Source organism: Solidesulfovibrio aerotolerans, from assembly GCF_009856865.1.
Lineage (GTDB): Bacteria > Desulfobacterota > Desulfovibrionia > Desulfovibrionales > Desulfovibrionaceae > Solidesulfovibrio > Solidesulfovibrio aerotolerans.
Genome location: NZ_WVUD01000020.1, coordinates 23430 through 47604, shown reverse-complemented (window position 1 = coordinate 47604; position 24175 = coordinate 23430). Strand labels below are relative to the sequence as shown.

Genomic DNA, 24175 nt, shown 5'->3' with positions numbered 1-24175 from the left:
CGGGTCCGGCCCTACTGCTGCGGGAGAACACGCCATGACCACACGTTTAGCCACGTTTGAAGCCACCTGCCCGTCCTGCGGCCAGACCGTCACGGTGACGGCCGCCGAAACCGACATCCGGGGCGCGTCGGTGGCGGTTGCGGAGAAATGCCAGCGCTGCCTGAGCCAGTTCGAGGCCATCACCGATCTCGACTGCCTGGAGTGGGACGAGCAGTGTAAAATCGAGGTCGGCCGCCTGGGATAAAGCGGGCACCGAATTAATCCCGACCGGAGGGCGGCCATGGGCTATTGGTTGATCAAGTCCGAACCGGGCTGTTTTTCCATCGACGATCTGGCCGCTGCCCCGCACGGGACAACGGGCTGGGACGGGGTGCGCAACTTCCAGGCCCGCAATTACCTGCGCGACGGCATGCGCCTGGGCGATGGGCTGCTTTTTTATCACAGTGTCACCAACCCGGGCGTGGCCGGACTGGCTGAGGTGGCCCGCGAGGCCTATCCCGACGTGACGGCCCTGGACCCGGCGTGCGACCACTACGACCCCCGGGCCAGTGCTGAAAACCCGTTGTGGTTTATGGTGGACGTGCGCTTTGTGGCCAAATTCCCCCAGCTTGTGCCGCTTAGAGCCTTGCGCGCCGTGCCGGAGCTGGCCGGCATGGAACTGTTGCGCAAAGGGTCACGCCTGTCGGTCATGCCGGTGACCGAGCCGGAATTCGCCTGCATTCGCGCCCTGGGGCTGGCTGGCGGCTAAGGCCGGGCAGGCTGGCGGGCAACCAATACGCACTAGAAGATGCTTCGTGACATTTTCCTGACAAAATGACGACGTTGCCCGCCTCCGGGGATTTTCGGCTATGGCATTGCCATGCGAACGGTATTGCTGGCTTGCTGCTGTCTTATGCTCTTTGGCGCGTTGACGTCGTTTCTCTGTCCGGCCCAGGCCCAAACCCGGGACCGGCTGGGCTTTGGACTTGTGGCCACCTCTGCGCCCGGTGCTGTGCGCGACAGATGGCAACCCCTACTCGACGACATGGCCCAGGCCCTTGGCCTGACGGTGCAACCAACCATTTATGACGATTACGCCGGGGTGATCTGGGCCATGGGCAACGGCGATATCCAGGTCGCCTGTGTCGGCAACAAAGTCGCCATTGAGGCCGTGGACCGGGCCGGGGGCGAAGTCGCCTTCAAGGCCGTGGAGGCCGACGGCCGGGCCGGCTACAATTCCCTGCTCCTCGCCCGGGCCGATTCGGGTCTGCGCACGGTGGAAGACATGTTCGCCCGGGCCGGGGAATTGACCTACGGCGACGGCGACATCAATTCCACCTCGGGCCACGTGATTCCCGGCCACTACCTCTTTGCGCCCCGGGGGCTCGAACCCCGGACCGTGTTTCGCCGGGTGGTCCAAAACAACCATGAGGAAAATTTTCTGGGCGTGGCGGCCGGCCGTCTCGATGTGGCCACAGGCAACAGTCTCAATCTGGCAACCTCCACGGCCCGCCATCCCCAGGCTGCCGCCGCCGTAAAGGTCATCTGGACTTCCCCGCTCATTCCGTCCGATCCCCTCGTCTGGCGGGCCGATCTGGAACCGGCGCGCAAGGCGGCCCTGCGGGCCTTTTTGCTCGACTACGGCCGGCCTGGACCGGACAAGGCCCCCGAGCGCCTCAACCGGGAGCAGGCGGTGCTGCGGGGCATGGCCCGGGCCGGCTTTCAGGCCTGCGACAACAGCCATTTGCTGCCTGTGCGCCGCATGGAGCTTGTGCGCCAGCGCAGCCGCATTCTGGCCGACGCGGCCTTGCCCCAGGCCGAACGCCTGCGCCGGCTGGCCGCAATCGACAAAACATTGCAGGCGCTGCCGGAAGCCGTGGACTGATGCGGTCTTTTTGCGGCTTCCTTGGCCAGGCGGTCGGTCGCTCCAGACAGGGGCTGGCCGCCAAGCTCCTCCTGCCGGCCCTGTCCCTTTCGCTTGGGGTGGGCTTGCTCTTGTTCCTGTTTTTTTCAGAAAAGTTCGCCCGGCAGGCCGAAGAGGATTTGCGCAACCGGCTGGACAGCTTCCTGTCCACCCAGGCGGCGGAACTCGAAGGGCCGGTCTGGGAATTCGACCAGGCAGCCATCGACCGGCTGTTTCGCAGCTACGCCCTGATGCCTGATTTGCAGCGCGTGCGCCTCACCGACAGCCAGGGCGCGACCCTGGCCCTGGCCGGTGCGGACCCGTCCCCCAGCGACCGGACGTTTGCGGCCAGCCGGCGGCTCACGCGGCAGGCCGGCTCGGAAACCTATAACCTGGGTCGGCTGGAGGTTGTCTTTAACGACAGCCGGATACGCCAGGGCCTGGCTGCCAGCCGCAAGGCGGAGCTGCCGGCCGCCCTGGGCCTTGCGGTGTTATTTGCCGGCGTGCTTGTGGTCACGGTGCATTGGCATCTCGGGGTGCCGCTGCGCCGGTTGCGGGAATCCCTGGAACGCAACGCCGCTGCCGGGCTGCGTTCGCCGCTGCCCTGGCAAAGCCGCGACGAGCTGGGGCAGGTGGTGGACGCCTACAATGCCATGCTGGCCGAGGTGAACCAGTACACCGGCTCCCTGGAACTGGCCAACGCCGAGCTGCAGGCCGAAAATCTCCAGCGCCGTCTGGCCGAGACCCGCCTGACCCTGTTTAAGACCATGGTGGAGGCCACGGATACGGCCATGGTCATTACCGACCGTGAACTGCGGGTGCAGGAAACCAACGCCGCCTGCCTGCGCCTCACCGGCTTTGCGGCCGAGGAACTGGCCGGCCGGCCGGTCTGGGAGACGTTCCTGTTTCCCCATGACCGTGATCGGATGGCGGCCGTGCAGCGCTGCCTGGAAGCCAACGCCGCCTGGGCCGGGGAATGGCGGGGGTTGACCAGCCAGGGCGCCCGCCTGCCCCTGCGGGTCACGATCAATGCCCTGCATTTTAGCGGCGACGCCGCTGCCCATCATGTCCTCGTCTTTACCGACATCAGCGAACAAAAGGCCACCCAGAAGCTGCTCAAGAGTTTGGCCTATTCCGACAGCCTGACCGGTCTGCCCAACCGCGCCCTGTTCATGGATCGCCTGGAGCGGGAAATCTGCATCGAAACCCGGCGTGGGCGCGGTTTTGCCCTGCTTTTTGTCGATCTCGACAACTTCAAATGGATCAACGATTCCATGAGCCACGCCGTGGGCGACCGGGTGTTGGCCGCCCTGGCCGGCCGTATGCGCCAATGCTTGCGGGCCGAGGATACCCTGGCCCGGATGGGCGGCGACGAGTTCACGGTGATTTTGCGTGAAACCGGCGATGCCGTGGTGGTCGAACGCGTTGTTGCGGCGCTTTTGGCCCGCATGGCCGAGCCGTTGGAGGTGGACGGGGCCACGCTTGAGATCGGGGCCAGCATCGGCGCGGCCCTGTATCCCAACGACGGTGCCGCTTCCGAAACGCTTATGAAAAACGCCGATACCGCCATGTATGCGGCCAAGGCGGCCGGGGGCAGCCGGCTGCGCTTTTTCGAGCCGGCCATCGCCCAGAAAGCCCAGGCGCGCCTGAACCTTCGCAACAAGCTCAAAAGGGCCATTGCCAGGCGGGAATTCGTTTTGCACTTTCAGCCCATCGTGGCCATGGCCACCGGGGCCCACGTCCACTATGAGGCGCTGGTACGCTGGAATCGGCCCAAGGCGTTGGTGCAGCCGGCCCAGTTTATTGAATTTGCCGAAAACGAAGGACTCATCAATCACATCGGTCGCCAGGTCTTTGATATGGCTTTTGCCCAGTTGCGGGACTGGGCCGGGGAAGGTGTTCCCGCCACCATGGCCGTCAACGTCTCCCGCAGCCAGTTTCTGGAAGAGGATTTCGTCGAGGATCTCCTGGCCCGGGCCACACGCCATGGCGTCGCGCCCAGCCGGATGGTGCTTGAAATCACCGAATCGCTCCTGATCACCGATTCGGCCGCAGCCAAGGTGGTGCTGGCCCGGCTCATCGCCAGCGGCTTTCGCATCGCCGTGGACGACTTTGGCGTGGGGTATTCTTCGCTCAGCGTATTGGTGGAATACCCGGTGCAAATCGTTAAGCTCGACAAGTCGCTCATCCGCCCCCTGGAGTGCGACCCCCGGGCCAGGGCCATGGTGTCGGGCTTTATCGCCCTGTTTCAGAGCCTGGGCCTCGAGGTCGTGGCCGAGGGCGTGGAAACCGCCGTGCAGCATGAGTTCCTGGCCGCCGCCGGCTGCAACCTGGGCCAGGGCTGGCTTTACGGCAAACCGATGCCGGCGACGCCTGCCCTGGCCGCTGCCAGCGCCATGGAGTCGCGTCTGGTTGTCAGCCGCCTGCGCGACAAGGACCGGCCCGTGGCCCAATAGCCACCCCGAAAGACGCGGGTTCCTCTGCCCGGCCACAGGCAGGAGCACACCCTTGGCGGGAACACAATTCATTGACGCTCCACCTCGTCGGTCGTATCAAGGAGTATGCGATGCTATCCTCCAAGCGGCTCGGCTGGGCGATCTAGGACTGTACTGCAGTGCCGGAAAAGGGCGCGGTTGCTTGGCGTAATTGCTTTGTGCCGCTTTGGACCAGGACTGTGTCGGCGACGTTTTCGAGCGTTGTGTCTGGCCCTCTTTCTCCTCATTCCGCTCAGCTGGCCAACAACAGCCGGGGCTGGCACGGCCAAAGATGTTTTGTTGGTCTTGTCCTACGATGTCCAGGATGCCTGGTCTGTTTCAGTGCTCGAAGGCTTGCGCGCCTCTTTGGAGCAAGCCGAGGCCACGTTGCATGTGGAATGGCTCGACGCCAGACGCAAGGAAGGTGTTGGGAGCGTCGCAGCCTTTGAACGCTTTTTGTTGGAAAAATACGGCCGCAGCCACCTGGATATGCTGGTGGCGGCGGACAATGCGGCCTTTGACTCCCTGCGCCGTTTCCGGGCCGCCCTCGATCCGGCCTTGCCGCTGGTCTTTTGCGGCGTCAACAACGCCACCCCGGCCATGTTGGCCGGCGAGTCCGACCTTGTCGGCGTGAGCGAGACCGTGGACATTACGGCCACGGTCAACCTGGGCCTGGGTCTTTTCCCAAAAACATCCCATCTGGCCGTCATCGCCGATTCGACCCGCGGCGGCCTGGCCAATCTCGACGTCCTGCGCCAGGTAACGCCCGGTTTTCCCCGGTCCCTGGCCGTGCCGGAGTTTGTTGACGTCAAGTACGGCGACTTGGCAGGGATACTGGGAGGGTTGCCCCGGGACACGCTGTTGCTGGTCCTGGGCGTTGTCCAGGGGCCTGACGGGGTGCCGCTGCCCGTTGCGGACAGCATGGCCGCGTTATCGGCGGCGTCCCCATTTCCGGTCCTGACCTGCTGGGATTTCGAAGTCGGTGCCGGAGCCCTTGGCGGCGTGGTGGTCAGCGGCCTGGAGCAGGGCCGGGCAGCCGGCGGGCTGGTCCGACGCATCCTGGCCGGTGAAGCAGTGGAGAGTCTGCCCCGCATCCTCAAAAGCCCTGACGTGCCCATGATCGATGCCGTCCAACTGCGACGCTTTGGCCGCAGCCTCAGCGATCTGCCCCCGGGCGTTGTGGTCGTCAACCGGCAGGAGACCCTGTATACCCGCTACCGGGGGCTGGTCTGGACGGCCCTGGCCGTCTTTGCGGTCATGGCCGGGTGCATCCTGGCCCTGGCCCTGGCCCTGGCCGCCAGGAAACGGGCGGTCACGGCGCTGGTGGCCAGCGAGGCGCGCTACCGGACCTCTGTCGACAGCGCACCCACCGCCATCTTTATCGCCGACACCGCCGGCTGGCTGCGCGATGTCAACCCCGCCGCCTGCCACATGACCGGCTGGTCGCGCGAGGAACTGCTGGCCAAAAATATCGCCGATGTGCTGGACCCCGCCAGCCGGGAAGAGGGCATGCGGGGATTTGCCGCCATCGACGCCCAGGCCAGGACAGCCGAGGTGCTTGGCCGCACAAAGGACGGCACGCCGCGCTGGTGGTCCATTGCCGCCGTGCAGCTGGCACCGGATCGCGTCCTTGGCTTTGTCGCCGACGTCACCGAGCGCAAGGCCGCCGAAGCCCGGCTGCGCGACAGCGAGACGCGGTACAAGCTGCTGGCCGAGCAGGCCCCCATTTCCATCATGGCCTTTGACGCCAAAGGTGTAATCACCTTTGTGAACAAGCGGCATCTGGATGTCTTCGCCGGGGGGCGCAAAGCACCGGAATTTTTCCTGGGTCGTGGGCTGCTCGAACTGCCGGGCATTGTGGGGGCCGGCATCGCCGACAAGCTGGAACCCCTCCTGCGCGGCGTGCCCATCGATCTGGAGGCCGTTTATTTCCCGGAGTTCACCGGCGGCCACGCCGGCTACGTCAACCTGCGCGGCGTGCCGCTGCACCACGAGGACGGCACCTTTGCCGGCGGTATCCTCATCCGCGAGGACGTCACGGCGCGCATCGGGATGGAGCGCTCGCTCACTGCCGCGCGCAACGCAGCCGAGGCCGCCAGTCTGGCCAAATCCGCCTTCCTGGCCAATATGAGCCACGAAATACGCACGCCCTTAAACGGCGTCCTGGGCATGCTCCAACTGCTGGCAGCCTCGCCCCTAAGCAGCGAACAGGCCGAATATGCCGCCCTGGCCATCCAGTCGAGCAAGCGTTTGACCCGATTGCTCTCCGACATCCTGGACCTGTCCCGGGTGGAGGCCGGCAAGATGCAGATACAGGCCGAACCGTTTCAACTGTCTGAGGCCTTGCGCCAGGTGTTGGCGCTTTTTAACCCCATTTCCCAGCAGACCGGCGTATTTCTGACCAGCCATATCGATGTCGCCCTGCCGGCCATGGTGGTGGGGGATGCCGCGCGTTTGCAACAAGTGCTGACCAATTTGATCGGTAACGCGTTTAAATTCACCACCACTGGAAGTGTCGTCGTGGAAGCCTATCCGCTGCCGTCGCGTCGGGCCGGCGAGGTGCGGATTCTGTTTTCGGTGGCCGACACCGGCTGCGGCATCCCGGACGCAGATCTTAAAAAATTGTTTGAGCCTTTCACCCAGGCCAGCCAGGGCTTGCAGCGAAACGTCCAGGGGGCCGGCCTTGGCCTGTCCATCTGCCAGCATCTGATCAGCCTCATGGGCGGCAGCATTGCCGTGGACAGCGAGCCGGGCCAAGGCACGACCTTTCTGTTCTGCGTCACCCTGGGCCGCGTCCAGGCCCTGGCCGGCCAACTCCGCCCAGCCGGCGGCCCTGCCGACCAGCTCCGGCCCCTGCGCGTGCTCCTGGTCGAGGATGATCGGGTGACCCGGCTGGTGGCCACCCGCCTGCTGGAGAAATTCGGCCATGGCGTCACCGTCGCCGAGAACGGCCGGCGGGCCTTGGACGTCCTGGCCGAGGGGGAATACGATCTCGTGCTCATGGATATCCAGATGCCCGAGATGGACGGGCTGGAGGCCACGGCAACCATTCGCAACGCCCCCCGGTTTGCGGCCAAGGCCGCCATACCCATCGTGGCCATGACCGCCTACGCCATGGCCGGCGACCGGGAACGGTTCCTGGCTTCCGGCATGGACGACTATGTGGCCAAGCCGGTCTCCATCGAAGACCTGCGGGCGGCCATCGAACGGGCCATGACCAAGGCCTCGGCAGCCTGACCGGCCGGGCCAAGCGACGGGGAGGGGGGCCACATTGGCCTACTCCTTGCCTCGGCTCCGTGCTAACGAACCTGTCCATGCAACTCGTCACACGCTGTGCCCTGGCCCTAACGAACCTGTCCATGCAACTCGTCACACGCTGTGCCCTGGCCCTCACGAACCTGTCCATGCCAGCCATCACACGCTGTGTCCTGGCCCTGTGGCTGCTGTTTGGCCTGGGCGTCCAGGCTTCGGCCCAGGCCATCCCCGGCATCACCCGGCCGGTGGTCGTTGGCGGGGACCGCGATTACCCACCCTACGAATTTTTGGACGGGAGCGGCCAGCCGGCCGGCTTTAACGTGGACCTCAGCCGGGCCATCGGGGAAGTCATGGGGCTTCGCGTCGAATTCCGCCTGGGCTCCTGGGCCGAGATGCGCCAGGCCCTGCTCGACGGCGAGGTGGACATCCTGGAGGGCATGAGCTTTTCCGAGGAGCGCGCCGCCGGCGAAGTGGATTTCGCCCCGCCAAGTGCCGTGGTCAACCATGCCATCTTCGCCCGAAAAGGCGAGCGCGTAGTCAGAAACCTCGACGATCTGGCCGGGTCCAAGGTCATCGTCCATCGGCGCGGCTACATGCACGATCTGTTGGCCGGAAAAGGCTTTGAACAGGACTTGCTCCTGGTCGATACGCCGGCCGACGGCCTGCGCCTGCTGGCCTCGGGCCAGGGCGATTTCGCCGTGGTGGCCATGCTGCCCGGCAACTATATCATAAAAGACAATAAGCTTGACAACCTCGCGGTGGTGGCCCGGTCCGTCGCCACCCTGCGCTACGGGTTTGCGGTCAAAAAAGGCAACGAAGCCTTGCTGGCCCGGTTTAGCGAAGGTTTGGCCATCCTGCGCGGCACGGGCCAGTACGAGGCGCTGTATAACAAGTGGCTGGGCGTGCTGGAAGACCGGCCGCTGCCCTGGACGACCGTTGCCCGCTACGCCGCTGCCGTGGCCGTGCCGTTATTGGCGCTGCTTGGCGGCACGGTCTTGTGGAGCCGCTCCCTGCGCCGGCAGGTGGCCCAGCGCACGGCCTCGCTGACCCGCGCCCTGGACGAACTGTCGCGCAACCAGCGCCAGCTCGTCCAGGCCGACAAGATGGCCGCCCTGGGCATTCTGGTCTCTGGCGTGGCCCATGAGATCAATAATCCCAACGGCTTGATTTTGCTCAATATCCCCATCCTGCGCAAGGCCCAGGCCGATTGCGCCCGCATCCTGGAGCGCCGGTTTGAGGCCGAGGGCGATTTTTTACTCGGCGGCATTCCCTATTCCCGCATGCGCCACGAACTGCCGCGGTTGCTCGAAGAGATGCAGGAGGGGGCGCTGCGCATCAAACGCATCGTCAATGATCTCAAAGATTTTGCCCGCCGCGAGGAAGGTTCTGGCCGGGCGCTGATTGACGTGGCCGATGCCTCGCGCAAGGCCGTGCGCCTGCTCGACGCCGCCATCCGCAAGGCCACCGACCATTTTTGCGCCGACTACGACCCCGATCTGCCGCTGGTCTGGGGCCATTCCCAGCGCATCGAGCAGGTCATCGTCAATCTGGTCTTAAACGCCTGCCAGGCCTTGCCGGACCGGTCAAAGGCCGTCACCGTGACTGTTGGCCACAACGAGGCCGCCGGGCAGGTCGTCCTGACTGTGCGCGACGAAGGCTCCGGCATCGCCCCCGAACATCTGCCCCATGTGACCGATCCCTTTTTCACCACCAAGCGCGAAACCGGCGGCACCGGGCTGGGACTGTCCGTCTCGGCCGGTATCCTCAAGGAATACGGGGCCGTCCTCAGCTTCACCTCGGCCCCGGGCCAGGGAACCACGGCCGTCGTCGTCTTCCCCGTGGCCCGGGAGGAGGGCACCCCATGAACGACACACCCTTTCCCGCTTTCGGCATCCTGCTAGTGGACGACGAGCCGGCCTGGCTGCGCTCCCTGTCCCTGACCCTGGAATCCTCGGCCGGGATCACCAATCTGTTCCTGTGCCAGGACAGCCGCGAGGTGTTGTCGCTTGTGGAAAAAGGCGGCATCGGGCTGGCCTTGCTCGACCTGACCATGCCGGGCCTGTCCGGCGAGGAACTGCTGGGCCGCTTAGCCGAGCGCCACCCGGAAGTGGCGGTCATAATCGTCAGCGGTGTCAACCAGATCGACGCCGCCGTGCGCTGCATGAAGCTTGGGGCCTTTGATTATTACGTCAAGACCGACGAAGAGGATCGTATTGTCGGCGGCGTCATGCGGGCCATCCGCATGATCGAACTGCGCGAGGAAAACCGGGCCGTCTCCAGCAGCCTGACCAGTCAGGCCCTGGCCCATCCCGAAGCCTTTGCCGGCATCATCACCCGCTCCCGGGCCATGTTTTCCGTTTTCGCCTATATCGAGGCCGTGGCCCGCAGCAGCCAGCCCTTGCTGGTCACCGGCGAATCGGGCGTTGGCAAGGAAAACGTCGTGCGCGCCGTCCATGCCGTGAGCGGCCGGGAAGGCCCCTTTGTGGCCGTCAACGTGGCCGGCCTGGACGACACGGTCTTTGCCGACACGCTCTTTGGCCATGTGCGCGGGGCCTACACCGGGGCCGAGGCCCCGCGAAAGGGCATGATCGAAGAGGCAGCCGGGGGGACGCTGTTTCTCGACGAAATCGGCGATCTGTCCGTGGCCTGTCAGGTCAAGTTGCTGCGCCTGCTCCAGGAAGGCGAATATTTTGCCCTGGGCAGCGATCTGCCCAAGCGGCTGCGCGCCCGGGTGGTGGTGGCCACCCACTGCGATCTGGGGGCGCAGGAGGCGGCCGGCCGCTTTCGCCGCGACCTCTATTACCGCCTGCGCACCCACCAGACCCGCATCCCGCCCCTGCGCGAACGGCGGGAGGATATCGAACCGCTGGTCCGCCATTTCGTTACGCAGGCCGCCAAAGCCATGGACAAGCCCGTGCCGGCCCTGCCCCGGGAACTCATCGCCTGCCTGGCCGGCTACGCCTTCCCCGGCAACATCCGGGAATTGCGGGCCATGATTTTCGACGCCGTGAGCGTCACCACCGGCCCGACCCTGGCCCTGGCCGGCATCGAGGCTGTCGTTGGTGGCTGCGCGACCTGCCGGGAGTCGGCCCCGGCCAATCTTTTTGCCGGCTGCGACCGGCTGCCCACCTTTATCGAAGCCGCCGATCTGCTCGTCACCGAAGCCATGGCCCGCGCCGGCGGCAACCAGACCCTGGCCGCCCGACTGCTGGGCATCTCCCAGCCAGCCCTGTCCAAACGCCTCAAATCCCGCCGTGCTAGCGATGTTACGTAGGGGGAGCGAGAAGGGGAGAAGACAGAAGAATGCCTCCGGCGGCCAAAGGGCTGAGCCCTTTGGAATCCCACCTGAAGGCAAGGGGTTAAGGGGGAACGGCGTTGCCGTGACGGTGGGTGGGAACGGGAAAAGTATTTCCATCGAGCGGGCAATGCCGCTGGGCAAACTTGACGGGAACCACCGTTGCTCCGGCGGCCGGGGGGGATAATCCCCCCCCGGACCCCCTTGATAGGAGAAGTTTTTCAAGGGGTTATTGACTTTTGCTGGTAGGCCGGTCGCCGGCAACGGGGCGAGGGCATAACTTTGGGAATGGTTGGGATATTTGCGTTATGATTCAGTAACTTATTAAAATAATAGTATAATATCCATAAGCGCCGGGGTCGGCCATAACGCAGGTTATGGCCGGCCCCGGCGCTTGTCGTTTGCTTGTGACAAATTGCACTTTGATTGTGGCGGGTTAGCGACGGCGGTCAGCCTTGGCATTGTCCCTGCTTAAGCAGTTGTGCCTGTACCCACGGCCGGTTTGCCGGCGGTGGCGGTCCGCCCCAGGGCCGCCGCCGCCGGCAGGAAACCGCTGCCACCTTCGGTGGCGGGCCGGGCCGGGCGAGTCCGGGCTTGGGAAGCGGTGACGCGACGGCTGCCGGTCGCGCCCGGGATATCGGAACCGAGCAAAAGGAGAGTGCGTCATGCTCACCCTGCAATTGTGCGTCATCCTGGCTTGCTTGCTGCTGGGCACCCGCTACGGCGGCATGGGCCTGGGTCTTATCAGCGGCATTGGCCTGTTTGTGTTGTGCTTCGTCTTTGGCGTGCAGCCCGGCAAGCCGCCCATAGACGTCATGCTCACCATTCTGGCCGTCATCGGCTGCGCCGCCACCTTGCAGACGGCCGGCGGCCTTGATGTCCTCATGCGGGTGGCCGAGCGGGTTTTGCGCAAGCATCCCGAGCATATCACCCTGCTGGCCCCCATCACCACCTGGTCGCTCACCGTCATGTGCGGCACCGGGCACGTGGCCTACACCATGTTCCCCATCATCTACGACATCGCCATTAATAAGGGCATCCGTCCCGAACGCCCCATGGCCGTGGCCTCGGTGTCGGCCCAGATTGGCGTGTGCGCTTCCCCGGTGTCGGTTGCCGCCGTGTCCATGGTGTCCATGCTGGCCCAGGCCCACGGCATCGGCAAGGCCATCAGCATTGTCGATCTGCTGTGCATCTCCATCCCGGCCACCTTTGCCGGCGTGCTGTGCGCGGGCCTTTGGAGCATGCACCGGGGCAAGGATCTGGACAAGGACCCGGAATTTCAGGCCAAGCTGGCCGATCCCGAACAAAAGGCCTACATCTACGGCGGCGGGACCACCCTGCTCGACAAGGTCTTTACCAAGGAATCCTACCGGGCCGTGTGGTTTTTCTTTGCCGCCATCGCCACGGTGGTCCTGCTTGGCGCATTTTCCGAGCTGCGTCCCTCCTTTGGCGTGCCGGGCAAGCTCAAGCCCTTGTCCATGAATCTGGTCATCCAGATGGTCATGCTCATGGCTGGCGCGTTCATCCTCATTTTTTGCAAGGTCAAGCAGCAGGCCATTGCCAACAGCGCGGTTTTTAAGGCCGGCATGGTGGCTATCTTCTCGGTCTTTGGCGTGGCCTGGATGACGGACAGTTTTTTTGAAGCCCACTACGCGATGCTCAAGGAAAGCCTTTCCGCCGTGGTGGTGGCCTATCCCTGGACCTACGCCATCGTGCTGGTGGTGGTGTCCAAGCTGGTCAACAGCCAGGCTGCGGCCCTGGCCGCCGTGGTGCCGCTCGGGTTGTCGCTGGGCCTGGAACCCAAGATCCTGCTGGCCTTTCTGCCCATGTGCTACGGCTACTTCATTTTGCCCACCTACCCAAGCGATCTGGCCTGTATCAACTTCGATCGCTCGGGCACGACGCGCATTGGCAAGTACATCCTCAATCACAGCTTTATCATCCCGGGTGCCATTGGCGTGGGCTGCGGCACCATCGTCAGCTACACCCTGGTCAAGCTGTTCATGTAGCGTTCGGGCGACGACGGTTTGCGTCCTGGACTGCCAGGGCGCAGCGGGGCGAGCATCCGCAGGGCAAAGGGGCGACGGCGACGTTGCCCCTTTGGCGTAGCCGGCAGGGTTTGATCGAGAGGCCGTTTTGACGGTATTGTAACACCGCTTCGCCGCAACCAGTCCGCCGCCCCGGCCAATCCGCCGCCAAGGGCCGCGACAGGCCGGTTTTTGGCGTGCAAGCCTTGACAGAACCGCTGCCATTGCCCAAGAGACATTTTTCACCATGACGCAATCGTCATAAACGTCCCTGCCCGGAGGCTCCATGAAGCGTCTCGCTCCTGCTTTGGCCTTGGTATTGTGCGCCGCCATCCCGGCCCTGGCCGACAAGGTGGCCACTCCCATCCCCATCGGCATTGCCGTGGGCCAGACCAGCAACGTGGCCCTTTTTGGCCAGGAGCAGGTCAACGGCGCGAAAATCGCCGAAGAACGGTTAAACGCCGCTGGCGGCGTAAACGGCACGAAAATCACCCTGGTCTTCCAGGATACCGCCGGTGACGAGGCCGGGGCCGTCAATGCCTTCCAGAATCTGATCAACCGCGACAAGGTTGTGGCCATCATCGGCCCCACCCTGTCCCAGCAGGCTTTTGCCGCCAACCCCATTGCCGAGCGGGCCAAGACCCCGGTGGTCGGCCCGTCCAATACGGCCAAGGGCGTTCCCGAGATCGGCGAATTTATCGGCCGCATCTCCGCCCCCATGACCCAGGTGGCCCCGTACTCGGTCAAGCAGGCCATGAAGCTCAATCCGGACATCAAGCGCGTGGCCGTGCTCTATGCCCAAAACGACGCTTTTTCCTCCTCCGAGACGGTCACCTTCCAGGACGCCGTTAAAAATCTCGGCCTGGAGACCGTCACCGTCCAGAAGTTTCAGACCACGGACAACGACTTCACCACCCAGGTGACGGCCGTCCTTGGGGCCAAGGCTGATCTGGTCATCATCTCCGGTCTGGCCGCCGATTCCGGCAATCTGGTCAAGCAGTTGCGCCAGCTCGGCTACAAGGGCCTCATTGTTGGCGGCAATGGGCTCAATTCCCCCAACATGTTCCCGGTGTGCGGGGCGCTGTGTTCCGACATCCTGGTGGCCCAGGCCTACAGCCCGGCCACGGTGGACAAGAATCCGGTCAACAAGGACTTTGCCACCGCCTTTGAGGCTGCCTACAAAAAAGGCCCGGCCCAGTTCTCGGCCCAGGCCTATACCGCCGTCCAGGTGGTCACCGAGGCCCTGGCCAAGATCGAGAAGGAAACCGGCAAGAAGATTGCCGACTTCGAGCTGGCCGAACTGCGCGAGATGCTCAACAAATCCCTGCGCACCGGCTCGTATATGACCCCGATTGGCGAGATCAGCATCCAGCCCTCGGGCGAAGTGGAGCAAAAGGACTTCTACGTCTCCAAGATCGTCATGAATCCCGACGGCAAGACCGGCTCTTTCGTGCTGGTCTCCGAATAAACCGCCCGATCCCGACGTCGGCCGGGGACGGTGCTCTGCCGTTCCCGGTCGCCCAAAAAAAGCAGTTCCCATGGATTTTGCCTGGCTCCTCCAAAGCCTGCTCAACGGCTTAAGCATCGGTTCGGTCTATGCCGTTTTTGCCCTGGGCTACACCCTGGTCTTTTCCATCCTCGGCATCATCAATTTCGCCCATGGCGCGGTTTTTACGCTGGGGGCGTATCTCACTTACGCCCTGGCCGTGGGGCGCTTTGGCATCAACGGTCTGCTGTCTGACCTCAGCCTGCCGCTGACCCTGCCCTTTCCGGCGGCACTGCTTGTCGGGGCGCTGCTTTCGGGCCTGGCCGGCATGGCTGTTGAGCGGCTGGCCTTTAAGCCGCTGCGCCGGCGCGGGGCTGATCCGCTGCTGGCCCTGGTCAGCAGCCTCGGCGTGGCCCTTATTGTCGTCAATCTGATCCAATATCTCGTTGGCGCGGAGATCTATTCCTTCCCCTCCGACATCTTCGGCGATCTGCCCATGGCCGTCATTTTCTCGGTTGGCGGTAAGCCCGTGGCCGTGCGCACCATCCAGATCATCTTGTTTGCGGCCAGTATGGTCATGCTGGCTGGCCTGGGGTGGTTTATCGGGCGCACCCGGGGTGGCAAGGCCTTGCGGGCCACGGCCGAAAACGCCGATACGGCCAGCTTGCTAGGCATCAGCGTCAACCGCTTCATTCTCGGCACGTTTTTCATTTCGGGCCTGCTCGGCGGCCTGTCCGGCACGCTCATCGGCGTGTCCTTTGGCATTGCCGGGCCGTATTTCGGCGTGTCCTACGGCTTAAAAGGTCTGGCCGTTATTGTCCTTGGCGGCCTTGGCAGCATCCCCGGGGCTGTGCTTGGCGGGCTGGTCATCGGGCTTGGCGAGGCTTTTTTGCCGCCGGATATGAGCTCGTATAAGGAAGCCGTGGCTTTTGTCCTGCTGTTTGCCATTTTGCTGGTGCGTCCCCAGGGCCTGCTCGGCGGCCGACTGGAGCAGAAGGTTTAATATGTCCGGCTTTTTTGAAAACTACGGCTTCCTCATCGTCACCATCGTGCAGCAGGCACTTTTGGGGCTCAGCATCTATTTCCCGCTCATGGCCGGCCAGCTCTCCCTGGCCAGCATCGGGTTTTATTCCCTTGGCGGCTATGTGGCCGCCATTATGGGCACGCATCCGTACTTCGCCCCCTGGCGCGCGGCCCTGGGGTTCTTCATGTTCCCGCTGGAATGGCTGTTCGCCTTGATCCTTGGCGTGGTGCTGGGCATCGCCGTCGGCTATCCGGCCTTGCGCCTGCGCGGCATCTATCTGGCCCTGGCCACCATCGCCTTTGTCCAGGTGGTCAACGTGGCTGTGCTCAACATGCCCGTGGCCGGCGGCGCGGTGGGCATTTTCGGCATCCCGCAGGCCTTTGAATCGCGCCTGGACTACATCTGGTTTTTCGGGCCGCTGTTTGCGCTGGCCATGTTCGTTGTCTATCGCATCACCGCCATCGGCCGGGGACTGGCCTTTTTCGCCGTGCGCGAGGACGAACTGGCGGCCGGGGCCATGGGTGTTCGCACCACGGCCAACAAGGTCACGGCCTTTGTCCTGGGCTGCGCCCTGGCCGCTGTCACCGGGGCCATGTCTGCGCCGTTTTTAAATACCTGGAACGCCCGGCAGGGCACCTTCGACGCTTCGGTTACCTGTCTGGCCTATGTGCTCATCGGCGGTTCGCGTTCGCTCTGGGGACCGCTTTTCGGTGCGGCCCTGCTGGTCAGCCTGCCTGAGGTGCTGCGGCCGCTCAAGGATTCGCGCATGATTTTAAACGGCGTGGTGCTGGTCGCCGTGTGCGTCTATCTGCCCCAGGGCCTTATGGGCGGTCTGGCCGCGTTGCGCACCCGGCTGGCCGCCGGCCGGGGAGGGGTGGCATGAGCGCGCTTTTAAAGGCTTCCGATCTGCGCCGCAGCTTCGGCGGTCTTATGGCTGTGTGCGATGTCTCCCTGGCGGTGCTCCCGGGCGAGATCATGGGCCTTATTGGTCCCAACGGTGCCGGCAAGACCACTTTTTTCAATCTGCTCACCGGCATGACCCGGGCCGACACCGGCACCGTGATCTTTGACGGCCACGACATCACCAGCGCCAAACCTGAGGCCATCGCCTCGTTGGGGTTGGCGCGTACGTTCCAAAACATCCGGCTCTTTGGCGGCCTGACGCTTATGGACAACGTGCGCGTGGCCGGCCGGGTCCATGCCCGCACCGGCCTTTTGGGCGGCATCCTGGGCACCCCGGCCAGCCGCCGCGAGGATCGGGACAATACCGAGCGCGCCTACGAATTGCTGCGCCTGGTCGGGCTTGCCGACCGGGTCGAGCATCTGGCCGCCTCGCTGCCCTACGGCGACCGCCGGCGGTTGGAGATTGCCCGGGCCTTGGCTCTTTCCCCAAAGCTTTTGCTGCTCGACGAACCGGCTGCCGGGCTCAATCCTTCCGAAAAGCTCGGGCTGGCCGATTTTATCCGCGACATCAAAGAGCGTTTTGATTTGACCGTCCTTTTGATCGAACACAACGTCCCCATGGTCATGGGTCTGTGCGACCGGGTGATGGTGCTCAGCTTCGGCCAGATGATCGCCATGGGCACGCCCGAAGCGGTGCAGCGCGACCCGGCCGTCATCGAAGCCTATCTTGGAGGGGACACCCATGGCGCTGCTTGAAGTTGAGGGCCTGTGCGTCAATTACGGTGCCGTTTCCGCCGTGCGCGACGTGTCCCTGTCGGTTGCGGCCGGCGAGATTGTCACGCTCATTGGTGCCAATGGTGCTGGCAAGACGTCCATTTTGCGCGCCGTGTCCAAGCTGGTCACCCCCCGCGCCGGGGTGCTGCGCTTTGACGGCCGCGACGTGACCGGCTTGCCGCCCGAAGTGCTCGTGCGCCTGGGCATGGCCCATTCCCCGGAGGGGCGGCAAGTGCTGGCCCGCCAGAGCGTTGGCGATAATCTGGAGCTTGGGGCTTACGTTCGCAACGACCGGGCGGCGATTGCCAAGGACATGGAGCGCATGTTCGAGCTTTTCCCGCGCCTCTCCGAGCGGCGCAAGCAGTCGGCCGGCACCCTTTCCGGCGGCGAGCAGCAGATGCTGGCCATCGCCCGGGCGCTCATGAGCCGGCCGCGCCTGCTGCTCCTGGACGAACCGAGCCTTGGGCTGGCCCCGATTCTCGTCTCGGAAATCTTTGAGATCATCGCCGGCCTGGGGGCCATGGGCACGACGATATTACTCGTCGAGCAAAACGCCCGTCTGGCCATGCGGGTGGCGGCGCGCACCTACGTGGTGGAGTCCGGCGGCATCGTCCTGGAGGGGCCGTCGGCGGAATTGGCGGCGGATGAGCGGGTGACGAAGGCGTATTTGGGCTGACGCATTTTCGATTTGAAAGGGAAAGCCCCCTATCCGGCGAGAACCGGGTAGGGGGCAAGAGATAGCCATGTGTTTTATACTTGGTGTAGAAGCCAGGATTTTTCCACGCGGCAGCAGTTGTTGCAACGATGCCTGCAAAGGAAACCGGCGTGGCGCTTGATGGTCTGCGCCACGCTACGAAAGCAGAGACTTCCGTAGCGTGACACAGCCTGCACGCTATTTAGTCAAGTGACGCAACAGCCGTCAAACTATTTCGGCAGCGCCTTCCATTCCTCAATAGCCTTTTTGCATGCCGGGGTGGCTTTCTCTATGTTTTCTGGCTTGGCCACGCATCCCCGCCGGCCGCCCCCGCCTTTTTGCACGTCGGCGCAAGGTCCGCCCGGAGCAATCAGCGCCGCACACTCTTTTTCAAACGAAGCCCTGTTCGCGGTGTCAGCAGCTTCATCGGCAGCAAAGGCACTAACACTGAGCAGCATCAACGAAATCGCAAGCAGAAAGATCCTCATCTCCTTACCTCCTGATCATGTTGAAGTTCACAAGAGTCAGTCCCGTCGAGCAGCCAATCATCGGACGCGAAATTCGTCCTTTTGAGCATGGCAGTCTGCCATAAAGTTAAAAAAATCACAAAACATTGCCTTTGTCCAGCGCAAAGAGACTTCACGGCTACCCCCCACCCCCGCCCCGAACAATCGCCATAATTGTGACCTTTTTCCCAAACGTCTCCGAAACCTCCCTGTAACCTTTGACAGCCGCCGCGACTCCGGGTATCACACTTTCGGTCCGCCTGTTCCGCCAGTCGGAACGGCGGTTCACATTTTTAGCAATCGGAGCCGATTTCGTGTCAGGAAAGGCCAATATCTCCGAATCACTGGCCAAAGGGCTGCTCATCCTCGATCTGTTCGGCATCGAGGACGCCGGCTTTACCCTAAGCGAAATCGCCGCCCGGGTGGGCATCAGCAAAACCTCCGCCCACCGCTACGTCACCACCTACTGCGAACAGGGCTATCTGGCCCGCGACCCCCGCTCGGGCCTCTACCGCCTGGGCGTGCGAACACTGGCCCTGGCCCAGTCCATGATCGAACAAAGCGAACTGGTGCGCCTGCTGCGACCGCTGGTTGACGAAGCCGCCGCCCGCCATGGCCTGCATATCGACGTCGGCATCCTGGCCAACGACGCCATCTATCTGATCTATCGCCGCGATTCCGTCGACACCCATGCCTTCCGTTCGTTTAGCTACGCCTCGGCCCTGCACTATCTGGCCGCCGGCAAAGCTGCCATGGCCTTTATCGAGCCGCGCGCCTTGGCCGAACTCATGGCCCGCCTGGAGCTGGTCGCCAAGACCGACCGCACCATCACCGATACGGCCGTCCTGGAAGCCGAACTGGGGCAAGTGCGCGAACTGGGCTATGCCCGCAATAACGAAGAATCCCTGCCGGGGCTTATAGCCATCGGCGCGCCGCTTTTTTCCCTGCGCACCGGAGCCGTGGTCGGCGCGGTGAGCTTTGACTCGTCCACCGCCACCTATTCCATGCAGGAGTTCGAACGCCTCTTCGCCGGCTATCTGGTGGAGTTGGCCAAGAAGATATCGGCTGTTGTTTCACTGTAAGCGCCGCAGCGGCCCGAGACCCCGGCGGTAACATGTAAACGTGGAGGAATCCTCATGCGCAAAATGATGCTTTTGTGCCTGGCCCTGGTTTTCGCCTTTGCCAACACGGCCTTTAGCGCCGAAGAAACCATCAAAATCGGCGTGTTCCTGCCGCTGACCGGCCAGAACGCCTTCGGCGGCCAGTTGGAACTGGAAGGCGTGCAGTTGGCCGCCAAAGAGAATCCGACCGTGCTTGGCAAAAAGGTCGAACTGTTTGTCGTGGACAACAAATCCGATAAGGTCGAGTCGGCCAACGCCGTCAAACGCCTGATCGAGAAAGAAAAAGTCCAGGCCATCATCGGCACCTACGGCTCCTCCCTGGCCATGGCCGGTGGCGAAGTCTCGGAAAAGGCCGGCATCCCCCAGGTCGGCACCAGCTGCACCAACCCGCTGGTCACCCAGGGCAAGAAGTACATCTTCCGCGTGTGCTTTATCGACCCCTACCAGGGCGCTGGCGCGGCCACCTATGCTTTCAAGACCCTGGGCCTGAAAAAGGCCGCCATGCTGGTTGACGTGGCCAACGACTATTCCGTCGGCCTGTCGAAGTACTTCAACAAGTCTTTCACCAAGCTCGGCGGACAGGTCGTCTCCACGCTCAACTACCAGTCCGGCGACCAGGACTTCACCGCCCAGTTGACCAAGATCATCTCCGAAAAGCCCGATGTCCTGTTCATCCCCTCCTACTTTGCCGAGGGTGCCATCATCATGAAGCAGGCCAAGGAGCTGGGCGCCACCTTTAAGATCATGGGCGGCGACGCCATGGACAACCCCAAGATCACCGACATCGGTGGTTCCGCTGTGGAAGGCTTCGTCCACACCACCTTCCCCTACGATCCGTCCATGAAGAACATGACCCCCATGGCCAAGAAGTTCACCGAAGGTTGGATGAAGCAGTACCCGGGCAAAGAGCCCAACGTGAACGCAGCGCTTGGCTATGACGCCTACATGATCATCCTCGACGCCATCACCCGCGCCGGCAAGGCCGATCCCGAGTCCATTGCCAAGGCGCTGGCCGCCACCAAGGGCTTCCAGGGTGTTACCGGAGCCACGTCCATCAACGAGACCCACGACGCCGAAAAGCCCGTCGGTCTGGTCATCATCAAGGACGGCAAGAAGGTCTACGAAGGCGAGATCACCCCTGACCTCTAAACCGTAGATCGTTAATAGCGCAGGGACGGGGTGCCGATACGGCCTCTCGTCCCTCGCACCGCCCGGACGGCCGGCGGCCAAGACGCAAGCAAGGATTCCCGCATGAACTCGGCAATGTTCATCCAACATATGCTTAACAGCCTGACCTTGGGCAGTCTCTATGCCCTGGTCGCCATCGGCTACACGATGGTCTATGGCATCCTGCGCCTGATCAATTTCGCCCACAGCGAAATGTTCATGCTCGGGGCGTATTTCGTTTTCTGGGGCATAACCCTTGGCCAACTGCCCTGGCCCGTGGCCATGGCCCTGGCCATTGCCGTCACGGCGAGCCTGGGCGTTTTGGTCGATCAGGTGGCCTACCGGCCCCTGCGCGACGCCCCCCGCATTTCGGCGCTTATTAGCTCCATCGGCGTGTCCTTTTTCCTGCAAAACGTGGCCATCGTCTTTTTCCAGGCCATCCCCCGCGAGGTCTACCGGCCCCAGTGGCTCGAAGACCCCATCATCACCCACGGCGTGCGCATTTTGCCGCTGACCCTTTTCGTGCCGTTTCTCTCCTTGCTGTTCATGCTTGTTCTCCTGTGGATCGTCTACCGCACCAAGGCCGGCCTTGGCATGCGGGCCATCAGCAAGGACATCGAGACGAGCTATTTGATGGGCGTGCCGGTCAACCGCATCATCGCCCTGACCTTTGGCATCGGCACAGCCCTGGCCGCCGCCAGCGGCATCATGTGGGCCTTGCGCTATCCGCAGCTCCAGCCCATGATGGGCACCATCCCGGGCTTTAAGGCCTTTATCGCGGCCGTGTTCGGCGGCATCGGCTCCATCCCGGGCGCGGTCATCGGCGGGCTGGCCCTGGGATTCATCGAGATCATGACCGTGGCCTTTTTTCCCGATCTGGCCGGCTACCGGGACGCCTTTGCCTTTGTGCTGCTCATCATGGTCCTGATGTTCAAGCCGACCGGCCTTATGGGCGAACGTCTGGAGGATAAAGTCTGATGCGACGCGGGCAAATTATACTGTTTAATTGTCTGGCCATGATCGCTGCCGGGCTGTTTCTGTGGCTGGCCAAGGATACCTTTGACGGCTACAAGATTCAGATTCTAAACCTCATCGCCATCAATATTATTCTGGCCCTGTCGCTGAACCTTATCTACGGCTTCACCGGCCTTTTCAGCCTCGGCCACGCCGGATTCATGGCCATCGGAGCCTATGTCTGCTCCATCCTCATCATGACCCCGGACCAAAAAGACATGCTGTTTATTCTGGAGCCGGCTTATGACTGGGTGCAAAACGCCCAGGCCCCGTTCCTGGCGGCCGTCATTGCCGGCGGGCTGGCCGCGGCCCTGGCCGGCATCATCGTCGGCTATCCGCTGCTGCGCCTGGGTGATGACTATCTTGGCATCGCCACCCTTGGGTTTGCCGAAATCGTGCGCGTGCTGGCCAACAACTTCCCGCGCCTGACCAACGGGGCGCTGGGCTTTAAAGGGATCCCGGACTATGCCAACCTGTGGTGGAACTTCGGCTGGTGTCTGGTCACCCTCTACGTCATCGTGCGTCTGCTGCAGAGCAACACCGGCAATGTGCTCAAAGCCATCCGCGACGACGAGGCCGCAGCCCGGGCCATGGGCGTCAACGTATTTCGCTACAAGCTCCTTTCCTTTACCGTGGGCGCGTTTTTCGCCGGCGTCGGCGGGGCGCTTTTAGCCAGTCTACTCACCACCATTGACCCCAAAATGTTTCTGTTCACCCTCACCTTTAATATCCTCATGATCGTGGTGGCCGGGGGCCTTGGGTCTTTAAGCGGCACGGTCATGGCCGGCATCGGCATCACCGTTTTGCTCGAATGGCTGCGGGTGGTGGAAAATCCGGTTGATCTCTTCGGCTTTGAGCTGCCGGGCGTGCCGGGCATGCGGATGGTGGTGTTTTCCCTGGCCCTGATCATCATCATTCTCTTTCGGCGCGAGGGACTTATGGGCATGCGCGAACTGAGCTGGCAATCCGTTGCCAGGGTCTTTTCCCGGGGGAAGGCGTAATGGCTGACGACATCATCCTGGCCACGGACGACGTGACCATGCGCTTTGGCGGGCTGGCCGCCGTGACCGACTTCTCCATAGCGGTCAAACGCGGCTCCATCGCCGGGCTTATCGGCCCCAACGGCGCGGGCAAGACCACCTGCTTTAATATGATCACCGGCTTTTACAAGCCGACCGAAGGCCGCATTCTCTACGAGGGGCGTGAGGTCACGGGGCTAGCCCCGCATAAGGTCTGCAAGGCCGGCATCGCCCGCACGTTTCAAAACATTCGGCTGTTTGGCAACGAGACGGTGCTGGAAAACGTCATGATCGGCCGCCATCTGCGCCAAAAGACCGGCTGGCTGCAAGCCGTGCTCTTTACCCCGGCCTATCTGCGCGAAGATAAAGCCATGCGCAGCCATTGCCTGGAACTGCTCGACGCGGTGGGGCTGGCCGATCTGGCCGACGATAAGGCCAACAGCCTGGCCTACGGTGCCCAGCGCCGCCTGGAAATCGCCCGGGCTTTGGCTACGGACCCCGGTTTCCTGCTGCTGGACGAACCGGCCGCCGGCATGAATCCGCACGAGTCGCAAGATCTCATGGGCTTTGTGCGCACCATCCGCGACGACTTCAACCTGACCATCCTGCTCATTGAGCACGACATGAAGGTGGTCATGGGCATCTGCGAACATATCTGGGTTCTGGACTACGGCGTCACCATCGCCCAGGGCAACCCCGAGGCCATCCGCCGCGATCCCAAGGTGATCCTGGCCTACCTCGGCGAGGAGGCGCTCGACCATGCTTGAGATTCGCGATCTGCATGTCCATTACGGCGGCATCCATGCCTTAAAGGGCATCTCCCTGGATGTCCCCAAAGGCTCGGTGGTCACGCTCATTGGGGCTAACGGTGCCGGCAAGAGCAGCACCCTGCGGGCCATTGCGGGCCTTTTAAAAAACAAGCGCGGCCACATCAGCTGGAAAGGGACGGACATCTCCGGGAAAACCCCGGTGGATATCGTCAAGGCCGGTATCGTCATGTCGCCCGAAGGCCGGCGCATCTTCGCCCACTTGACCGTGCTCGAAAATCTTCAGCTCGGGGCCTACAGCCGCAGCGACAAGGCGGCCATCGCCAAAGATATGGACTGGGTCTTTGAACTCTTTCCGCGCCTGTCCGAACGCCGCAACCAAAAGGGCGGCACCCTCTCCGGCGGCGAACAGCAGATGCTGGCCGTGGCCCGGGCCCTTATGAGCGCGCCCGAACTGGTCATGCTCGACGAGCCAAGCCTGGGGCTGGCCCCGCTGCTCGTCAAAGAAGTCTTCTCGATTATCCGCATGATCAACGACCGGGGCATGACAGTGCTTTTGGTCGAGCAAAACGCCTACGCGGCGCTCAAAGTCGCCCATCAGGCCTACGTGCTGGAAACCGGGACCATCACCCTGTCCGGCACCGGCGAATCGCTCATCGCCGACGCCCGGGTACGCGAAGCGTACCTGGGAGGATAAGTGCGAGAAGAGTGATAAGAGAGATAAGAGGGACGAGAGAAGATAGAAGAGGAAGAGGCCTCCGGCGGCC

Annotated in this window: 20 protein-coding genes; 19 read left to right on the top strand and 1 reads right to left on the bottom strand. The window is 63.2% G+C overall.

Annotated features, from left to right (window positions below):
• The first annotated feature begins 34 nt into the window (after window positions 1-34).
• The 13 genes from GTA51_RS11855 (at window position 35) to GTA51_RS11795 (ending at window position 17796) form a co-directional block, all read left to right on the top strand.
• A complete protein-coding gene (locus GTA51_RS11855; protein WP_160961341.1) occupies window positions 35-244 on the top strand; it encodes a hypothetical protein in 210 nt (69 codons plus the stop codon).
• Between the two features lie 36 nt (window positions 245-280).
• Window positions 281-748 carry an EVE domain-containing protein gene (locus GTA51_RS11850; RefSeq protein WP_160961340.1) on the top strand — a complete coding sequence of 156 codons (468 nt, stop codon included), beginning with the start codon at window positions 281-283 and terminating at the stop codon, window positions 746-748.
• 111 nt (window positions 749-859) lie between these two features.
• A complete protein-coding gene (gene phnD / locus GTA51_RS11845; RefSeq protein WP_160961338.1) occupies window positions 860-1864 on the top strand; it encodes a phosphate/phosphite/phosphonate ABC transporter substrate-binding protein in 1005 nt (334 codons plus the stop codon).
• The gene (locus tag GTA51_RS11840) at window positions 1864-4338 is read left to right on the top strand and encodes an EAL domain-containing protein (protein WP_160961336.1); all 2475 of its coding nucleotides are present in this window, start codon (window positions 1864-1866) and stop codon (window positions 4336-4338) included. The genes phnD and GTA51_RS11840 overlap by 1 nt, the downstream gene beginning before the upstream one ends.
• 318 nt (window positions 4339-4656) lie before the next feature.
• A complete protein-coding gene (locus GTA51_RS11835; protein ID WP_246198107.1) occupies window positions 4657-7593 on the top strand; it encodes an ATP-binding protein in 2937 nt (978 codons plus the stop codon).
• A gap of 77 nt (window positions 7594-7670) precedes the next feature.
• On the top strand, window positions 7671-9476 hold the full coding sequence (locus GTA51_RS11830; RefSeq protein WP_246198106.1) for a transporter substrate-binding domain-containing protein: 1806 nt from the start codon (window positions 7671-7673) through the stop codon (window positions 9474-9476).
• On the top strand, window positions 9473-10885 hold the full coding sequence (locus tag GTA51_RS11825) for a sigma-54-dependent transcriptional regulator (RefSeq protein WP_160961335.1): 1413 nt from the start codon (window positions 9473-9475) through the stop codon (window positions 10883-10885). The genes GTA51_RS11830 and GTA51_RS11825 overlap by 4 nt, the downstream gene beginning before the upstream one ends.
• A gap of 686 nt (window positions 10886-11571) precedes the next feature.
• Window positions 11572-12915, top strand: coding sequence for an anaerobic C4-dicarboxylate transporter (locus tag GTA51_RS11820; RefSeq protein ID WP_160961333.1), 1344 nt, complete (start codon window positions 11572-11574; stop codon window positions 12913-12915).
• A 304-nt stretch (window positions 12916-13219) separates the two neighbouring features.
• Complete coding sequence (locus tag GTA51_RS11815) at window positions 13220-14401, top strand: ABC transporter substrate-binding protein (RefSeq protein WP_160961332.1); 1182 nt, start codon at window positions 13220-13222, stop codon at window positions 14399-14401.
• A gap of 70 nt (window positions 14402-14471) precedes the next feature.
• Entirely contained in the window at window positions 14472-15422 is a 951-nt protein-coding gene (locus tag GTA51_RS11810; protein ID WP_160961330.1) for a branched-chain amino acid ABC transporter permease, read from the top strand.
• A gap of 1 nt (window position 15423) precedes the next feature.
• A complete protein-coding gene (locus tag GTA51_RS11805) occupies window positions 15424-16326 on the top strand; it encodes a branched-chain amino acid ABC transporter permease (RefSeq protein WP_160961329.1) in 903 nt (300 codons plus the stop codon).
• Complete coding sequence (locus GTA51_RS11800) at window positions 16323-17102, top strand: ABC transporter ATP-binding protein (RefSeq protein WP_160961327.1); 780 nt, start codon at window positions 16323-16325, stop codon at window positions 17100-17102. The genes GTA51_RS11805 and GTA51_RS11800 overlap by 4 nt, the downstream gene beginning before the upstream one ends.
• On the top strand, window positions 17089-17796 hold the full coding sequence (locus tag GTA51_RS11795; protein WP_160961326.1) for an ABC transporter ATP-binding protein: 708 nt from the start codon (window positions 17089-17091) through the stop codon (window positions 17794-17796). Before GTA51_RS11800 ends, GTA51_RS11795 begins: the two co-directional genes overlap by 14 nt.
• A 248-nt stretch (window positions 17797-18044) precedes the next feature.
• Here the strand turns inward: GTA51_RS11795 and GTA51_RS11790 are convergent, their stop codons facing one another.
• On the bottom strand, window positions 18045-18302 hold the full coding sequence (locus tag GTA51_RS11790; RefSeq protein ID WP_160961324.1) for a hypothetical protein: 258 nt from the start codon (window positions 18300-18302) through the stop codon (window positions 18045-18047).
• Window positions 18303-18634: 332 nt separating this feature from the next.
• Between GTA51_RS11790 and GTA51_RS11785 the strand changes: the two genes are divergently transcribed.
• The 6 genes from GTA51_RS11785 (at window position 18635) to GTA51_RS11760 (ending at window position 24105) form a co-directional block, all read left to right on the top strand.
• A complete protein-coding gene (locus GTA51_RS11785) occupies window positions 18635-19402 on the top strand; it encodes an IclR family transcriptional regulator domain-containing protein (RefSeq protein WP_160961323.1) in 768 nt (255 codons plus the stop codon).
• Between the two features lie 54 nt (window positions 19403-19456).
• Window positions 19457-20590, top strand: a complete 1134-nt coding sequence (locus GTA51_RS11780; protein WP_160961321.1) for an ABC transporter substrate-binding protein — start codon at window positions 19457-19459, stop codon at window positions 20588-20590.
• Window positions 20591-20692: 102 nt separating this feature from the next.
• A complete protein-coding gene (locus tag GTA51_RS11775; RefSeq protein ID WP_160961320.1) occupies window positions 20693-21586 on the top strand; it encodes a branched-chain amino acid ABC transporter permease in 894 nt (297 codons plus the stop codon).
• Window positions 21586-22623, top strand: a complete 1038-nt coding sequence (locus GTA51_RS11770) for a branched-chain amino acid ABC transporter permease (protein ID WP_160961318.1) — start codon at window positions 21586-21588, stop codon at window positions 22621-22623. The genes GTA51_RS11775 and GTA51_RS11770 overlap by 1 nt, the downstream gene beginning before the upstream one ends.
• The gene (locus tag GTA51_RS11765) at window positions 22623-23408 is read left to right on the top strand and encodes an ABC transporter ATP-binding protein (RefSeq protein WP_160961316.1); all 786 of its coding nucleotides are present in this window, start codon (window positions 22623-22625) and stop codon (window positions 23406-23408) included. The genes GTA51_RS11770 and GTA51_RS11765 overlap by 1 nt, the downstream gene beginning before the upstream one ends.
• Entirely contained in the window at window positions 23401-24105 is a 705-nt protein-coding gene (locus GTA51_RS11760) for an ABC transporter ATP-binding protein (protein WP_160961315.1), read from the top strand. Before GTA51_RS11765 ends, GTA51_RS11760 begins: the two co-directional genes overlap by 8 nt.
• Window positions 24106-24175: the final 70 nt, after the last annotated feature.

Bases quoted from the DNA above. Each gene is read 5' to 3' on its own strand.
- GTA51_RS11855 (WP_160961341.1), top strand. From the start codon at position 35: ATGACCACACGTTTAGCCACGTTTGAAGCCACCTGCCCGTCCTGCGGC.
- GTA51_RS11850 (WP_160961340.1), top strand. From the start codon at position 281: ATGGGCTATTGGTTGATCAAGTCCGAACCGGGCTGTTTTTCCATCGAC.
- phnD (WP_160961338.1), top strand. From the start codon at position 860: ATGCGAACGGTATTGCTGGCTTGCTGCTGTCTTATGCTCTTTGGCGCG.
- GTA51_RS11840 (WP_160961336.1), top strand. From the start codon at position 1,864: ATGCGGTCTTTTTGCGGCTTCCTTGGCCAGGCGGTCGGTCGCTCCAGA.
- GTA51_RS11830 (WP_246198106.1), top strand. From the start codon at position 7,671: ATGCAACTCGTCACACGCTGTGCCCTGGCCCTAACGAACCTGTCCATG.
- GTA51_RS11825 (WP_160961335.1), top strand. From the start codon at position 9,473: ATGAACGACACACCCTTTCCCGCTTTCGGCATCCTGCTAGTGGACGAC.
- GTA51_RS11820 (WP_160961333.1), top strand. From the start codon at position 11,572: ATGCTCACCCTGCAATTGTGCGTCATCCTGGCTTGCTTGCTGCTGGGC.
- GTA51_RS11815 (WP_160961332.1), top strand. From the start codon at position 13,220: ATGAAGCGTCTCGCTCCTGCTTTGGCCTTGGTATTGTGCGCCGCCATC.
- GTA51_RS11810 (WP_160961330.1), top strand. From the start codon at position 14,472: ATGGATTTTGCCTGGCTCCTCCAAAGCCTGCTCAACGGCTTAAGCATC.
- GTA51_RS11805 (WP_160961329.1), top strand. From the start codon at position 15,424: ATGTCCGGCTTTTTTGAAAACTACGGCTTCCTCATCGTCACCATCGTG.
- GTA51_RS11800 (WP_160961327.1), top strand. From the start codon at position 16,323: ATGAGCGCGCTTTTAAAGGCTTCCGATCTGCGCCGCAGCTTCGGCGGT.
- GTA51_RS11795 (WP_160961326.1), top strand. From the start codon at position 17,089: ATGGCGCTGCTTGAAGTTGAGGGCCTGTGCGTCAATTACGGTGCCGTT.
- GTA51_RS11790 (WP_160961324.1), bottom strand. From the start codon at position 18,302: ATGAGGATCTTTCTGCTTGCGATTTCGTTGATGCTGCTCAGTGTTAGT.
- GTA51_RS11780 (WP_160961321.1), top strand. From the start codon at position 19,457: ATGCGCAAAATGATGCTTTTGTGCCTGGCCCTGGTTTTCGCCTTTGCC.
- GTA51_RS11775 (WP_160961320.1), top strand. From the start codon at position 20,693: ATGAACTCGGCAATGTTCATCCAACATATGCTTAACAGCCTGACCTTG.
- GTA51_RS11770 (WP_160961318.1), top strand. From the start codon at position 21,586: ATGCGACGCGGGCAAATTATACTGTTTAATTGTCTGGCCATGATCGCT.
- GTA51_RS11765 (WP_160961316.1), top strand. From the start codon at position 22,623: ATGGCTGACGACATCATCCTGGCCACGGACGACGTGACCATGCGCTTT.
- GTA51_RS11760 (WP_160961315.1), top strand. From the start codon at position 23,401: ATGCTTGAGATTCGCGATCTGCATGTCCATTACGGCGGCATCCATGCC.